Origin of the sequence: Rhodoferax sp. AJA081-3 (genome assembly GCF_017798165.1) — a bacterium.
In the GTDB taxonomy this organism is placed as follows: domain Bacteria; phylum Pseudomonadota; class Gammaproteobacteria; order Burkholderiales; family Burkholderiaceae_C; genus Allorhodoferax.
This window is the reverse complement of record NZ_CP059068.1, coordinates 1,653,076-1,666,926: the sequence shown is the minus strand read 5'-3', so window position 1 is coordinate 1,666,926 and position 13,851 is coordinate 1,653,076. Positions and strand designations below refer to the sequence as shown.

At 60.4% G+C, this 13,851-nt stretch carries 13 protein-coding genes; 7 read left to right on the top strand and 6 right to left on the bottom strand.

Annotated elements, in window-relative coordinates; all coding sequences use genetic code 11:
- Position 1: 1 nt before the first annotated feature.
- The 6 genes from HZ993_RS07725 to HZ993_RS07700 all read right to left on the bottom strand — a co-directional run bounded on the left by HZ993_RS07725 (position 2) and on the right by HZ993_RS07700 (position 4,163).
- Positions 2-256, bottom strand: a complete 255-nt coding sequence (locus HZ993_RS07725) for a hypothetical protein (protein WP_209396705.1) — start codon at positions 254-256, stop codon at positions 2-4.
- A gap of 68 nt (positions 257-324) precedes the next feature.
- Positions 325-879 carry an NADPH-dependent FMN reductase gene (locus HZ993_RS07720; protein ID WP_209396702.1) on the bottom strand — a complete coding sequence of 185 codons (555 nt, stop codon included), beginning with the start codon at positions 877-879 and terminating at the stop codon, positions 325-327.
- A 108-nt stretch (positions 880-987) separates the two neighbouring features.
- Positions 988-1,368: a fluoride efflux transporter CrcB gene (gene crcB, locus HZ993_RS07715; RefSeq protein ID WP_209396700.1), complete on the bottom strand. Its 381-nt coding sequence runs from the start codon at positions 1,366-1,368 to the stop codon at positions 988-990.
- A gap of 4 nt (positions 1,369-1,372) precedes the next feature.
- A complete protein-coding gene (locus tag HZ993_RS07710; RefSeq protein ID WP_209396697.1) occupies positions 1,373-2,674 on the bottom strand; it encodes a TRAP transporter large permease in 1,302 nt (433 codons plus the stop codon).
- Positions 2,667-3,176, bottom strand: coding sequence for a TRAP transporter small permease (locus HZ993_RS07705; RefSeq protein WP_209396695.1), 510 nt, complete (start codon positions 3,174-3,176; stop codon positions 2,667-2,669). Before HZ993_RS07705 ends, HZ993_RS07710 begins: the two co-directional genes overlap by 8 nt.
- An 18-nt stretch (positions 3,177-3,194) precedes the next feature.
- Positions 3,195-4,163 carry a TRAP transporter substrate-binding protein gene (locus HZ993_RS07700; RefSeq protein ID WP_209396693.1) on the bottom strand — a complete coding sequence of 323 codons (969 nt, stop codon included), beginning with the start codon at positions 4,161-4,163 and terminating at the stop codon, positions 3,195-3,197.
- 116 nt (positions 4,164-4,279) lie between these two features.
- Here HZ993_RS07700 and HZ993_RS07695 point away from each other — a divergent pair, with 116 nt between their 5' ends.
- The 7 genes from HZ993_RS07695 to HZ993_RS07665 all read left to right on the top strand — a co-directional run bounded on the left by HZ993_RS07695 (position 4,280) and on the right by HZ993_RS07665 (position 13,813).
- Positions 4,280-5,200: a LysR family transcriptional regulator gene (locus tag HZ993_RS07695; RefSeq protein ID WP_209396691.1), complete on the top strand. Its 921-nt coding sequence runs from the start codon at positions 4,280-4,282 to the stop codon at positions 5,198-5,200.
- 118 nt (positions 5,201-5,318) lie between these two features.
- Positions 5,319-6,143 carry a putative hydro-lyase gene (locus tag HZ993_RS07690; protein ID WP_209396688.1) on the top strand — a complete coding sequence of 275 codons (825 nt, stop codon included), beginning with the start codon at positions 5,319-5,321 and terminating at the stop codon, positions 6,141-6,143.
- Between the two features lie 23 nt (positions 6,144-6,166).
- A complete protein-coding gene (locus tag HZ993_RS07685) occupies positions 6,167-7,138 on the top strand; it encodes a TRAP transporter substrate-binding protein (protein ID WP_209396686.1) in 972 nt (323 codons plus the stop codon).
- A gap of 125 nt (positions 7,139-7,263) precedes the next feature.
- Entirely contained in the window at positions 7,264-7,776 is a 513-nt protein-coding gene (locus HZ993_RS07680) for a TRAP transporter small permease (protein ID WP_209396684.1), read from the top strand.
- Between the two features lie 29 nt (positions 7,777-7,805).
- Positions 7,806-9,101 (top strand): TRAP transporter large permease, encoded by a 1,296-nt coding sequence (locus HZ993_RS07675; RefSeq protein ID WP_209396682.1) that lies wholly within the window; start codon positions 7,806-7,808, stop codon positions 9,099-9,101.
- Between the two features lie 56 nt (positions 9,102-9,157).
- The gene (locus HZ993_RS07670; RefSeq protein WP_209396679.1) at positions 9,158-10,117 is read left to right on the top strand and encodes a TRAP transporter substrate-binding protein; all 960 of its coding nucleotides are present in this window, start codon (positions 9,158-9,160) and stop codon (positions 10,115-10,117) included.
- Positions 10,118-10,153: 36 nt separating this feature from the next.
- On the top strand, positions 10,154-13,813 hold the full coding sequence (locus HZ993_RS07665) for a hydantoinase B/oxoprolinase family protein (RefSeq protein ID WP_209396677.1): 3,660 nt from the start codon (positions 10,154-10,156) through the stop codon (positions 13,811-13,813).
- Positions 13,814-13,851 lie beyond the last annotated feature (38 nt).

The window sequence follows — 13,851 nt, the reverse complement described above, 5'->3', positions numbered from 1 at the left end:
CCTAGCGGGCCGCCAGCGCAATGGACGCTTGCACGTCCAGATCCTGGCGGCAGACTTTGCCCAGGTGCCAGCCGGGCAAGGCGTCGCAGCGTTTGACCGCTGCAGCCTGTGTGGCGCTGGCATTTCGGCGCAACTGGCCGGCTTCGGCAGCGTTGCTGACCACCGCATATAACGCGGCCAACATGCCCACGAGCAGCAGTGCAACCAGGGGGACGGTCCAGGTGGATTCAGCGATCCGGGTGGGTGACAGCAGCATGGTGTTCTCTTTAAGTAATTGCTATGCTATTGATAGCGATTGAGTGATATTTGACGGGGGCTAGAGGCCTATTTGACTGTATAGTGCTTGACCCAGTCCACATACTGGTTCATCCAGCCCTGCATAAAGCTGCGGTGGGATTCACCGATGTTGCCGCTGGCGTCAAACAGGTCGTCCTTGGCCTGGATAAAGGCCTCGGGCTGGCCCAGCGTGGGTACATCCAGATAGGCCAGCACATTGCGCAAATGTTGTTGTGCCAGCGCGGTACCCACGGCCCCTACTGATACGCCCAACACACCGGCGGGCTTGCCGGTCCAGGCGCTTTGGCCGTAGGGGCGCGACGCATGGTCTATCGCGTTTTTCAGCATGCCCGGCAGCGAGCGGTTGTATTCGGGGGTGATGAACAGCAGCCCGTGGGCCTTCTTGATTTCGGCCTTCAGGCGCACCACGGCCAAGGCGGGCAGGTCGTCGTCGTCCTGGTTGTACAGCGGCAGGTCGTCGATTTGGGATTGTTCGAAGGTGAAGTTTGCCGGTGCCAGATTCGCCATGGCGTGGGCCAGTTTGCGGTTAAACGAATCGCGGCGCAGGCTGCCGACAAAAACGGCAATGGTGTACTGGCTCATGGCGGGCTCCTAAAGACCCTATGGTGCGCGCAAGCGCCTGCAATCACCGTGCTGTAACGCACACAGGCAGCACGCGGGCAGCCACTACCACCCAGAAGACCGTGGAATCTACGCAGGCGCCAGCCAGTGGTTGGCCGTCCAGATCCCGGCCACCGTCAGCAGCAGCGAGCCCGCCACATGTAGGCTGGCCGTGCCCAAAGCCATCAGATAACGCTGTTGCATCAGCAGGGCGACCACCTCCGCGCTGAAGCTGGAGAAGGTGGTCAGGCCACCCAGGAAACCGGTGACCAGCGCCAGCCGCCACACGGGGTCCAGCTGCGGCAGGGCCTGGAACACCGCCACACAGATGCCGATCAGGTAACCCCCAACCAGGTTGGCGGCCAGCGTACCCCACGGGATGGCGCCGCCCGGGCTGAGCCACAGGCCCAGGCCCCAGCGCCCCAGGGCGCCAGCGCTGGCACCGATACAAATAGCAAGCACAGGCCACATAGGTTTATTTCGCCATGTGTTGTGGCAGCCAGGTGACGATGCCGGGGAAAACATAAATCAGCGCTACCGCTACACACATCAGGAAAAACATGGGCATGGTCACCCTGGCAATCCAGGTGAGCTGGCGCCCGGTCATACCCTGCAGCACAAACAGGTTGAAGCCCACCGGCGGGGTGATCTGTGCCATCTCCACCACCAGCACCACAAAAATGCCAAACCACAGGGGGTCAATGCCGGCGGCCTGCACCGTGGGCATGAGCACACCAATGGTCAGCACCACCATGGAGATGCCGTCTAGAAAACAACCCAGCAGGATGAAAAACACCGACAGCGCCATGATCAACTGAGCCTTGCTCAGACCCAGCGTGGCAATCCACTCGGCCAGGTGGCGGGGCAGGCCGATGTAACCCATGGCTAGCGTCAAAAACGCGGCACCGGCCAGGATGAGGGCGATCATGCAATACAGCCGGGTGGCGCCCATGATGGCGTCTCTAAACGTGGCCCAGTTCAGGGAGCCCTGGGCCGCAGACAATACCAGCGAGCCCACCACGCCGACGGCTGCGGCCTCAGTGGCGGTGGCAATGCCGGAGTAGATGGAGCCCAGCACGGCGGTGATCAACAAGACCACGGGGATCAGGCTGCGGGATGCTGCCAGCTTCTGCACAAAGCTGGTCTGGCTATCGGCTGCGGGCACCTGGTCGGGGTGGCGCAGTGCCCAGAACATGATGTAGCCCGAGAACAGGCCCGCCAGCAAAAGCCCCGGCAGCACCCCGGCGATAAACAGCTTGGAGATGGACACCTCGGCCGCCACTCCATACACAATCATGATGATGGATGGCGGTATCAAGAGGCCCAGCGTCGCAGCGCCGGCCAGTGTGCCGATGACCATGTGGTCCGGGTAACCGCGCCGGGTGAGCTCGGGCAGTGTCATCTTGCCAATGGTGGCGCAGGTTGCGGCACTCGACCCTGACACCGCAGCAAAAATGGTGCAGCCAATCACATTGGTGTGCAGCAGCCGCCCGGGCAGCACCTGTACCCAGGGCGCCAGGCCCTTGAACATGTCCTGGCTAAGCCGGGTGCGGAACAGAATCTCACCCATCCACACAAACAGGGGCAGGGCGGTCAGCGTCCAACTGCTGCTGGAGCCCCACACGGTGACGGCCATGGCGTCGCCGCCAGAACGCGCAGAAAACAGGGCCATGGCGATCCACGCCACACCGGTCAGCGTGAGGCCCACCCACACACCGCTGCCCAGTATCAGCAACAAGGACACCAGCAGGGCGGCGGTGATGGTGAGGTCATTCATTGCGCAGAGGTTCTTCGCTGGTGTGGGTGGTGCGGTGGCCCCGAATTTCCAGTACCAGCTCGTCGATAAAGGCAATCGCCAAAATCACGGTACCCAGTGCCATGGCAATTTGCGGAATCCACAGTGGCGTCGCGTCGCTACCGGTGGAGATGTCGTTGAACGTGTGCGACTGCCAGGACAGGCGGCAGCAGTAAAACGCAAACAGGCAGGACAGCACCGTGGCAAAGCCCAGGGCCCACACTTCCAAAGCCTTTTTCCAGCGGCCAGACAGGGCGGCCAGCACCAGGGTCACACGGATATGTTCGCCCCGTTTGAGTGTGTGCGCCAGTGCCAGAAAACCACTGGCCGCCATCAGGTAGCCGGCATACGCATCGGTACCGGGCACATAAAAGTGCAGTTGCCGCCCGCCAATCGAGAGCAGCACCATGACCAGTAGGCCGAACAAAAACACGGCGGCCAGGGCAGCCGCGCCGTCGTACAGTGCATTGAGAGCCTTGCGCATCACGCCGTTGGGGCTGGTTTAGGGTTTGCTGAAGGCATCGACCACGGCCTTGCCTTCAGGGCCGGACTTGTCCAGCCATTCCTTGACCATGGTGTCGCCCACTTTTTTCATGTCAGCCTTGAGTTGGGCAGAGGGCACCACGATGGCCATGCCATTGGCCTTGAGTTTTTCGATGGACTCCACGTTGACCCGTTTGCTGGCGGCCAGACCCCGCGCTTCGGCATCTGCCGCAGCCTTCAGCACCACGGCCTGCGTGGGCTTGTCCAGCGCGTCAAATGCGGCCTTGTTGACGATGACCGCGTTCTTGGGCAACCAGGCCTGCATGTCGTAGTAGTACTTCAGGTTTTCATACAGCTTGCTGTCCACCCCGGAGGCGCCGGATGTCATGGTTGCCTCGACCACGCCGGTGGCAAAGGCCTGCGACAGCTCTGCCGCCTGCACGGTTACCGGCTGCGCGCCCACCAGTTCGGCAATACGGCTGGTGGCCGGGCTGTAGGCGCGCCACTTGATGCCCTTCAGGTCAGCCGCTGTGGCCAGGGGCTTCTTGCTGTAGATACCCTGCGGTGGCCAGGGCACGGCATACAGCAGGTTCATGCCCTGATCACCCAGTTTCTTCTCCAGAGCGGGCTTTTGTGCCTTGTACAGTTTGGTCGATTCATCGTAGCTGTCGGCCAGGAAGGGCAGGCCGTCGGCACCAAACAATTGCCACTCGTTCTGGTAGTTCACCAGCAAGATTTCGCCCGCCTGGGCCTGGCCACCCTGCACCGCACGTTTGATCTCGGGGGCTTTGAACAGCGCAGCATTGGCGTGTATGGTGATCTTGAGCTTGCCGGCACTGGCCTTGTCCACGTCGCTGGCAAACTGTTGCAGATTTTCGGTGTGGAAGTTGGTGGCCGGGTAGGCGCTTGCCAGGTCCCATTTGGTCTGAGCGAAGCTTGCCGCGTGGGTCACCAGCAGTGCCAGTGTCAGTGCATGTGTAATCTTCATCGAAGCTCCAGGGTGACAGGGGTAGAGGTTGACGGTAACAATAGGATACGTGCAAATACTACGCCAAGTGCTACGGGCCACCCCCGTTGGCCAAGGCCAGCCGGAAACTAGTCACCATGAACCTGCGTTTTGTAGAAGCCTTTTACTGGGTGGCCTCACTCAAGAGCATTTCCCGCGCGGCCGACAAGCTGTTTTTGACCCAGTCCGCCATGTCCAGCCGCATTGCCACGCTGGAAGACGAGCTGGGCGTGCTGCTGCTGGACCGGCGTGACAAACAGTTCAAGCTCACCGCCGCGGGCGCGCGTTTTCTGGTTTATGCCCAAAAGCTGCTGGAGCTGCAGCGCGAGGTGAAGGCCGAGATGGGCTCCGGTGCACCCATGGCGGTTTCCATGCGCATCGGTGCGATTGAATCGGTACTGCACTCCTGGCTGATCCCCTGGCTGGAGAAGCTGCGAGAAGAACAGCCCGGCCTGGAGCTGGAGCTGACGGTGGAAACCACACCCATTCTGATGGACCAGATCCAGCGCGGCACCCTGGATTTGGTGTTTGCCGTGTTGCCCGCATCGGCCGACGGGGTGCGCAACCGCGCATTGCCGACCATGGACATGGCGTTTGTGGGCAACCCCAACCTGCACAAAAAAAGAAAATACCGGCTCGATGAACTGGCCGAAATGGAGTTGTTGACCTTTCAAAAAGGCTCACAACCCCATGTCACGTTGCTCGATCTGTTCCGGCAGAACCAGATGGAGCCCAAAAGGGTGCACGCCATCTCCTCGATTTCGGCCATGGTGCAACTGGTGCAAGGCGGCTTTGGCGTGGCCCTGCTTCCCAAGGCCGCCGTGCAGCGCCTGACGGGTTTTGCCAGTCTGAAACTGCTCAGTTGTGATGCCCGATTGCAGGCCCTGCCCATACACGCCAGTTACCGCAAAGACCCAACCTCGCAAACCGTGGAGACCGTGGTCAAGTCGGCCATTGCCTTCGTGGAAGGTGCATCCCATGCACCAAAAAAGACTGTCAAAAACCCCATAAAGGGTTAACCCTGTATATCAAAAAAATCGATGCCAGTAGCGAAATATTTTGAATTTGCAGAACACCAACCTGGCTCCCACAATTCGCCCATCGTCATCGAATTGACATGTGAATTGGGGAAACCAAGTGACTCGTGCATCGCAATCCATCGCCTCGGTATTCGACGCTGACAAGGTCGGCAAAGCGCAACATGTGCGCAAGCTGATCCGCCAGGGCGACTGGCATTCCCACACCAGTGGCCTGGCCAGCGACCATGTGCAAGGCAATGTGGTCATCCTCCCCGAAAGCCTGGCTACCGACTTTCTGCGTTACTGCCAGCGCAATCCCAAACCCTGTCCCTTGCTGGCCGTGTCCGAGCCGGGCCAGGCCAAGCTGCCGACGCTGGGTGGTGATATCGACATTTGCTCCGACCTGCCGCGGTACCGCGTGTGGCGCCATGGTGAAGTGGTGGACGAGCCCACCGATATTTCTGCGCTGTGGCGTGCCGACCTGGTGACCTTTGTGCTGGGCTGCTCGTTCTCGTTTGAGCAGGCGCTGCTGGAGGCCGGTCTGCCACTGCGCCACATCGAACAGGGCAAAAACGTGGCCATGTACCGCAGCAACATCCAGACCCAGCCGGCCGGCATCTTCAGCGGCCCCATGGTGGTGTCCATGCGCCCCATGAAAGCCGCAGCCGCCATCCGTGCGGTGCAGGTGACCTCGCGTTTCCCCAATGTGCATGGTGCACCCGTGCACATGGGAGACCCGGCGCAAATTGGCATCACCCGCCTGGATACGCCGGACTATGGCGACGCCGTAGAGGTCATGGACGACGAAATCCCCGTGTTCTGGGCCTGTGGTGTGACACCACAGGCAGCCCTGGTCCAGGCCCGCCCGGCGTTTTGCATCACCCACGCGCCCGGGGCGATGCTGATCACCGATTTGCTCAACCAACAACTCGCTTCCTTTTAACCGCAACCACCCGAGGTACCACCATGAAAAAACTAGCCTTCATCATTGCCTGCGCCTCCACACTGGCAGCACCCCTGGCCTTTGGCCAGACCAAGTGGGATTTGCCCACCGGTTATGCCACCAACACCTTCCAGACGGAGAACGTGCAGCAGTTTGCCGATGACGTGGCCAAGGCCACGGGTGGCAAGCTCAAGATCACGGTGCACGCCGGTGCGTCGCTGTACAAGATGCCCGAAATCAAACGTGCTGTGCAAAGCGGCCAGACCCAGGCCGGTGAGTTCATCCTGTCGGCCTATGCCAATGAGAACCCCATCTTTGGCGTGGACTCCGTTCCTTTCCTGGCCACCAGTTACGGTGCGGCGCAACGGCTGTATGTAGCTGCCAAGCCCGCCACCGAAAAACTACTGGAGAGCCAGGGTATGAAGCTCTTGTTCTCGGTGCCATGGCCCGGCCAGTCTTTGTACTCCATCAAGCCCATCACCAAGATGTCTGACTTTGCTGGCACCAAAATGCGAGCCTACAACCCTGCCACGACCAAAATCGCACAACTGGTCAAGGCGCAGCCCGTGACCATTCAGCTGGCTGAATTGGGCCAGGCGCTGGCTACGGGTGCGGTAGACAATTTTCTGACATCCAGCGCGAGTGGTATTGACAGCAAGCTGTACGAACAAACCAAGTTTTTCTACATCGTTAATGCATGGTTGCCACGCAATGCTACGGTGGTGAACAAGAAGGCCTTTGATGCCTTGGACAAGGCCACCCAGGACGCCGTGATCGCTGCCGGTAAAGCCGCCGAAGTGCGTGGCTGGGAAGCCAGCAAGGCCAAGGACTTTGCCTATGTGAAAGAACTGGGCAAAAACGGCATGACCACGGGCCTGGCGACTGACGAAGTGCGGGACGGCTTGGGTGCCATTGGTGACACCATGGTGAAAGAATGGATGGCCGCCGCCGGTCCCGATGGCATCGCCATCATCGAAGCGTACAAAAAGCGGTAAATCCAGCGCATCACACGTATCGGGGCAGGGCGGACGCCCTTGCCCGGTACGGAGCAGGAAGCCTGTTGCGCAGGCCTGCAACCCCCCCCATAAACCCAACTTGTGTGGTCCTCCAGGAGTACGCCATGAATACGCTCGTCAAAAATTTCTATAAGCTGCTGCTGGCCCTCTCGGGCGTGGCCATGGTTGCTACGTTTGGCATCATCCTGCTCGGTGTTGCAGCCCGCCAATTTCTGTGGGACATACCCGGCCTGGATGCCTATGCAGGCTACGCCATAGCCGCTACCTTGTTCCTGGCCTTGCCAGCATCCCTGCGCCACGGTGACCATATCCGCGTCAACATGGTGCTGCAAAACTGCCACCCCCGCGTGCTCAACATCTTGGAGTACTGGTGCCTGGCCGCAGCGTCTGCACTGACCATTTTCTTTGCCTGGTATGCCGGTCGCATGGTGTGGCAGTCGTACGTTTACCACGACGTGTCAGCCGGTGCCGATGTCACCCCGCTGTGGATTCCCCAAGTCTTCATGCTGTTGGGTTGTATTGGTTTTGCCGTGGCGTTTATCGATGCCTTGGTCAGCCGTATCCAGGGTCGCGCCTTTTTTGAAGAAGTCGATGGCGAATCCGCCCGTGCCGAATAAACCCCATCCATAACTAAAGCGAGAACACCATGGATATCTTGATTGCCGCGGCATTGATTCTGATGCTCTTTATTGTGCTGGGCTCCGGCCTGTGGATCGGTCTGTCTCTGCTGGGGGTCGCGGTGATTGCCATGGAGCTGTTCACCCAGCGCCCGGTGGGTGACGCCATGCTGCTCACTATCTGGGGGTCCACATCCAGCTGGACGCTGACCGCCTTGCCGCTGTTTTTGTGGATGGGTGAGATCCTGTTCCGCAGCAAACTGTCGGAAGGCCTGTTCAAGGGCCTGGCACCCTGGGTTGGTTGGCTGCCCGGTCGCCTGCTGCATGTGAATGTGATCGGCAGCACGATTTTTGCGGCCGTGTCGGGGTCTAGCGCCGCTACTTGCGCCACCATCGGCAAGATCTCTTTGCCCGAGCTCAAGAAGCGCGGTTACCCGAATGACATCTCCATCGGTACCCTGGCCGGCGCCAGCACCCTGGGCCTCTTGATTCCGCCGTCCATCATCATGATTGTGTATGGCGTGGCGGCCAATGTGTCGATTGCCAAGCTGTTCATGGCTGGTGTGATACCGGGCCTGGTGTTGGCTGCGCTCTTCAGTGGTTACATCATTGTGTGGTCGCTGTTCAACAAGGACAAGATACCCGCCGCCGACGCTTCCATGAGTTTTGTGCAGAAGATTTACGAGGGACGCAACCTGATCCCCGTGGTGTCGCTGATTGCACTGGTGCTGGGTTCCATTTATTCGGGTGTGGCCACTGCCACCGAAGCGGCGGCACTGGGTGTTGGTGGATCCTTGTTCTTGTCTGCCATCGAGCGGTCACTGTCGTGGTCCACCTTCAAGTCGGGACTGATGGCTGCCTGCCGCGTGTACTGCATGATCGGTTTGATTTTGGCCGGTGCTGCCTTTCTGACACTGGCCATGGGTTTTATAGGCTTGCCACGGCACCTGGCTGAATTCATCGGTGGCCTCAATCTGTCGCCACTGATGCTGATCGTGATGTTGATTGGCTTCTTTATCGTACTGGGCTGCTTCCTGGATGGCATCTCCATGGTGGTGCTGACCATGGCGGTGCTGTTGCCCACGGTAGAGAAGGCCGGTTTTGACCTGATCTGGTTCGGCATCTTCATCGTGTTGGTGGTGGAAATGGCGCAGATCACGCCGCCGGTGGGCTTCAACCTCTTTGTGTTGCAGGGCCTGACCAAGAAACAACTGATGTACCTGGCCAAGGTGGCGTTCCCCTTCTTCATGGTCATGGTGGTCATGGTGTTCCTGACCTACTTTGTGCCCGACATTGTGTTGTGGATGCCCCGCAACATGAGCTGACGTTCTTGCCCCGCCTGGGGCTACCAGGCACCCCCTTAACCTCTTCGGAGACTCCCATGAAAACGATTCTGATTGCGGCCCTGTGCGCGGCCTCGGTAGCGCACGCCCAAACATCCTGGAAACTGGCCACCGGCTACCGGGCCGAGTCGTTTCACACGGAGAACATTGCGCAGTTCGCACGGGACGTAAAGGCCGCAACCAAGGGCCAGCTGGCCATCGATCTGGCGCCCAATGGCAGCCTGTTCAAGCTGGGTGACATACGCCAGGCCGTAGAAGAAGGCAAGGTGCAGGCCGGCGAAACTATCATGACCAGCATGGTCAAGGACATTCCCATTGCCGGGGCGGACTCCATCCCTTTTGTGGTGGGCTCTTACAAACGTGCGCAGCGCCTGTGGGAGCTGCAGCGCCCGGGCATGGAGCGTGAGTTTGCCCAGCGCGGCCTGAAGATTCTGTACGCCGTGCCCTGGCCCCCCCAAGGGCTGTACACCACACAGCCGGTGAAGTCCATGAACGACTTCAAGAACATCAAGATGCGCACCTACAACCAGACCACGGTGCGCCTGGCCGAAATGCTGGGCGCCCGTTCGGTGGATGTGGCCATGGTGGATGTGGGCAAAGCCGCCAATGAAGGCCGCATGGACGCCATGATCACCTCGGCTGTGACCGGTGTGGAAAACAAGGTCTGGGGCCCCCTCAAACACTATTACGAAATCAGCGCCTGGTTTCCCAAGAACATCGTATTTGTCAACGCCAAGGCCTTTGACGCGCTGGCGCCCGATGCCCGTGCCACCGTGGTGAAGGCCGCGGCCGAAGCGGAAAGCCGGGGCTGGGTGGCCAGCGAGGCGATTGCCCAATCGGCCACCAAAGAACTGCAGGCCAACGGCATCAAGGTGGACCGTATATCCGCCGAGCTGGAGTCCGATCTCAAACGCATTGGCGAACGATTCTCCCGCGAATGGGTGCGCTCGGTAGGCCACGGCGCAAGCGATATCTTTGTTCCCTATTACTTCAACTAGACCTGTCTGTCACTTCCTTACAAGAGACTTCTTACTATGCAAAACCATAACAACACCCTCGACCGCAAACTCTGGCAATTCTGGATTGACCGTGGCGGCACGTTCACGGACATCGTGGGCAAACGCCCCGACGGCACCCTGGTCACCCACAAACTGCTCAGCGAAAACCCCGAGCAGTACAAGGACGCGGCGGTGGCCGGCATACGCCACCTGCTGGGCCTACAAAAAGGTGAACCTGTGACCCCCGATCTGGTGGAGTGTGTGAAGATGGGCACCACCGTGGCCACCAACGCGCTGCTGGAGCGCAAGGGCGAGCCCACCCTGCTGGTTACCACGCGCGGCTTCCGCGATGCCCTGCGCATTGCCTACCAGAACCGCCCCCGCATCTTTGACCGCAACATCATGTTGCCTGAGCTGCTGTACAGCGCTGTGGTGGAGGCGCAGGAGCGCATGGGTGCCCATGGTGAAGTCGTCCAGGCCCTGGATGAAGCGCTATTAAAAGAAGAGCTGACCAAGCAATATGCACGGGGGCTACGCAGTGTTTCCATCGTTTTCATGCACGGCTACCGCTATACCGCCCATGAACAGGCTGCAGCCCACCTGGCACGCGAGATCGGTTTCACCCAAGTGAGCACCTCGCATGAAACCAGCCCGATGATGAAGTTTGTCAGCCGGGGCGATACCACCGTGGTGGACGCCTACCTGTCACCCATCCTGCGCCGTTATGTGGAGCAGGTGGCCGGTGAGATGCCCGGTGTGAAGCTGTTCTTTATGCAGTCCAGCGGCGGATTGACAGACGCGCACAGCTTCCAGGGTAAGGACGCGATCCTGAGCGGCCCGGCCGGTGGCATTGTGGGCATGGCGCGCACCGCGGCCATTGCGGGCATAGAGAAAACCATTGGCTTTGACATGGGAGGAACGTCTACCGACGTGTCGCACTACGCTGGTGAGTTTGAACGCGAGTTCGAGACCCAGGTGGCCGGTGTTCGCATGCGTGCACCCATGATGAGCATCCACACCGTGGCGGCGGGTGGCGGATCGTTGCTGGCATTTGACGGTTCGCGCTTTCGCGTGGGGCCACAGAGTGCAGGTGCCAACCCTGGCCCGGCCAGCTACCGTCGGGGTGGTGCACTGGCCGTGACCGACGCGAATGTGATGATGGGCAAGATTCAGCCGCGCTATTTTCCCAAGGTGTTTGGGCCCCATGCTGACGAAGCCCTGAGCCTGGAGGCTGTGCAGACCAAGTTTGGTGAGCTGGCCGAGCGGACCCAGCGCCCGGCCGAAGAGGTTGCCGAAGGTTTCATCAACATCGCTGTGCAACAGATGGCCAACGCCATCAAGAAAATTTCGGTGGCCCGTGGTTATGACGTCACCAGTTACACGTTGCAATGTTTTGGTGGCGCCGGTGGCCAACACGCCTGCCTGGTGGCCGACGCCCTGGGCATGACCCGAGTGTTTGTGCACCCGCTGGCCGGTGTGCTCAGCGCCTATGGCATGGGTCTGGCCGACCAGTCGGTGATACGCGAACAAGCGGTGGAGGTCAAACTCAATCCCGAAGCCCTGGCAGCCATCGTGGTCCAGCTGGATGAGTTGGCCGCCCATGCCCAGGGTGAGCTGACCCGCCAGCAGGTCAACCATGGTCACATCACCACCCACCGCCGCGTACATGTGCGCTACGAGGGCAGCGATGCCGCGTTGGTGGTGCCCTACCCAACGGCCGGTGCAAACGCCGCAGACGTGGCAGCCCGCATCGTGGCCGGTTTTGAGGCTGCCTACCGCCAGCGCTTTGCCTTCCTGATGGAGGGCAAGGGGCTGATTGTGGAAGCGGTGTCGGTCGAGGCCGTGATTGCCGGTGATGCACCGGCGGAACCCCGCCACGCCATGCACGCGCCGCGCGATTTGCAGGCCAGCGGCGCGGTGCGCGAGATGGTGCGTATGTACTCCGGCGGCGAGTGGGTACAGGCAGCGCTGGTGGTGCGCGAAGATTTGCGTCCCGGTGACGTGATCCCCGGACCGGCCATCATTGCAGAGAAAAACGCGACCACCGTGGTGGAGCCCGGCTGGCAGGCAACTCTTACAGAGTTTGACCACCTGGCCCTCGTCCGCACTGCAAAGCGTGCTATCAAATATGCAGTAGGCACTACCGTGGACCCGGTGCTGCTGGAGGTGTTCAACAACCTGTTCATGAACATTGCCGAGCAGATGGGCCTGCAACTGCAGAACACCGCTTACTCGGTCAACATCAAGGAGCGCCTGGACTTCAGTTGCGCGTTGTTCGATGCCGCCGGCAACCTGATCGCCAATGCACCCCACATGCCAGTGCATTTGGGCAGCATGGGCGAGAGCATCAAGACTGTAGTGCGCGAGAACGCCAACACCATGCAGCCGGGTGACGTTTATGTGCTCAACGATCCCTACCATGGTGGCACCCACCTGCCTGACATCACCGTCATTACGCCGGTCTACATGGACGGCAAGCCCACGTTTTACGTTGGTAGCCGCGGTCACCATGCGGATGTGGGCGGCACTACACCGGGCTCCATGCCTCCGTTCTCCACGCGCATCGAGGAAGAGGGCGTACAGATCAACAACTTCAAGCTGGTGGACCGCGGAGTGCTGCGCGAGGCCGAGATGGTGGCGCTGCTGAGCAGTGGTGAATACCCCTCACGTAACACCCAGCAAAACATGGCCGACCTGAACGCGCAGATCGCTGCCAACGAAAAGGGTGTGCAAGAGCTGCGCAAGATGGTGGAGCAGTTTGGCCTGGACGTGGTGCAGGCTTACATGCGCCATGTGCAGGACAACGCGGAAGAGTCCGTGCGCCGCGTCATCACCCGTTTGAAAGACGGAGCCTTTACGCTGCCGCTGGACAACGGCGCGCAGATCCAGGTTGCGATTCGCGTCAATGCCAAGGAGCGCAGTGCGGTGATCGATTTCACCGGTACCTCGCCCCAGCAGATCAACAACTTCAATGCACCCACAGCGGTGTGTATGGCGGCGGTTCTGTATGTGTTCCGCACGTTGGTGGACGACGACATTCCGCTGAATGCCGGATGCCTGAAGCCGCTGGAGGTGATCATTCCGCAGGGCTCCATGCTCAACCCCAATCCGCCGGCCTCGGTGGTGGCGGGCAATGTTGAAACATCGAGCTGCATCACCAATGCCCTGTACGGCGCCCTGGGTGTGATGGCGGCCAGCCAGTGCACCATGAACAACTTCACCTTTGGCAATGCGCAGTACCAGTACTACGAAACCATTTCGGGTGGCTCGGGCGCTGGCGTGATGACCAATCTCGCAGGCGAGGTAGTGGGTGGCTTCAACGGGACCAGCGTGGTCCAGACCCACATGACCAACTCGCGCTTGACCGACCCCGAGATTTTTGAGTTCCGCTTCCCGGTGCGCCTGGAGAGTTACGAAATCCGCGCCGGTTCGGGTGGCGCTGGCAAGTGGCACGGTGGCGACGGTGGTGTGCGCCGTGTGCGTTTCCTGGAGAACATGACGGCCAGCATTCTGTCCAACGGCCGCAGCCACGGCGCGTTTGGAATGGCGGGTGGCCAGCCAGGGCAGGTGGGTGTCAATCGGGTGCTGCGGGCCAATGGGGAGGTGGAGCAATTGGGGCATATCGGCCAGGCCGAGATGCACGCTGGCGACATCTTCGAAATATCCACACCAGGGGGTGGTGGGTACGGCGCGTAACGCCGCCGCCAACTGCACCGACCGGATCGGGGATCGAC